At 69.1% G+C, this 1010-nt stretch carries 2 protein-coding genes; one reads left to right on the top strand and one right to left on the bottom strand.

Annotated elements, in window-relative coordinates; all coding sequences use genetic code 11:
• A partial coding sequence (locus tag DBR34_RS14700) for a hypothetical protein (RefSeq protein ID WP_128097342.1) occupies positions 1-408 on the bottom strand: 408 nt, incomplete at its 3' end.
• 223 nt (positions 409-631) lie between these two features.
• Between DBR34_RS14700 and DBR34_RS14695 the strand changes: the two genes are divergently transcribed.
• A complete protein-coding gene (locus DBR34_RS14695; protein WP_128097341.1) occupies positions 632-880 on the top strand; it encodes a hypothetical protein in 249 nt (82 codons plus the stop codon).
• Positions 881-1010: the final 130 nt, after the last annotated feature.

The raw sequence follows: 1010 nt of genomic DNA, 5'->3' as shown, positions 1-1010 counted from the left end.
GTTGGGTACCCAGATCGCCACGCCGGCCGCGCGCTTCTGCGTTGTCGGAATGCCGATGCCGACACCGCCGCCCACGTGCGAGCCGTAGCTGCCGCCACCCACTGACATGCCCACCGGCGAGCCGCTGGAGCCCACGCCCATCAGGATCACGCCGTTGGCGCCCAGGGCGGCTGCTTCACGCTTGAGTCGCATCACCGCCGCATCGGTCTGGCCCTGGGTGCCGAAACCGACCGCGCTGGACGATTCCAGCTGGGCGATTTCCACCGAGCCCGCCGGCGGGGTTGAATAGATCTGCACGCTGGCCGGGTCCACCGGCGCACGCGCCTGGCCCAGCATCACCTTGGAGGTACTGGCGCAGCCGGCCACGGCCAGCAGCACGCCGAGTACGGCAATCGTTCGAATGTTCATGCATCACCCCTGTTCGGTAGGGACCTGTGGCCCGTGGCGCGATCATCGACGCTGGCTACTGAATCGGTGCCAACGTCCTGGGACCTACGCTAGCACCGGGCAGGTGATCGCCATGACACCGCGGCGATGGCCGGCACGGATGCGCCGATGAACGCGTCAGGTTCGGCGCCGTCGGCCCGGATCTGGGCTATGGTGGCGCCACCGTCATTTCAAGGAGCCTGGCATGGGATTGATCAGTCTGTTGTGGGGCATCCTGGCCCTGCTGTGGATGGTGCTGGCCCTGATCCCGCTGCTGGGCTGGGGCAACTGGTTCCTGATCCCGTTCGCGGCGGTCGGCGCGGTCATTGCCGCGCTGGGCATCCTGTTCACCCATCCCACCAAGCGGGGCCGGGCCTGGGCCGGGCTGGTGCTGAACGGCATCGTGGTGGTGGTGGGCATCGTCCGGCTGGGATTGGGCGGCGGCATCATCTGAGCCCACCCGGCGGCCGCGGTCCGGGCTGCGACCATCGGTCGCAGCGGGCGGGCGTCCGCATGCAGGGGCGTACAATCAGCGGCTGCCGGGGCGTTTGCGCCACTGGCCCACGCCTGTCCAGGCGCCATTC

This window comes from Stenotrophomonas sp. HMWF003 (assembly GCF_003061285.1).
Taxonomy (GTDB): domain Bacteria; phylum Pseudomonadota; class Gammaproteobacteria; order Xanthomonadales; family Xanthomonadaceae; genus Stenotrophomonas; species Stenotrophomonas maltophilia_AP.
Note: the sequence above shows the minus strand (reverse complement) of the source record. Positions and strands in the feature narration are given on the sequence as shown.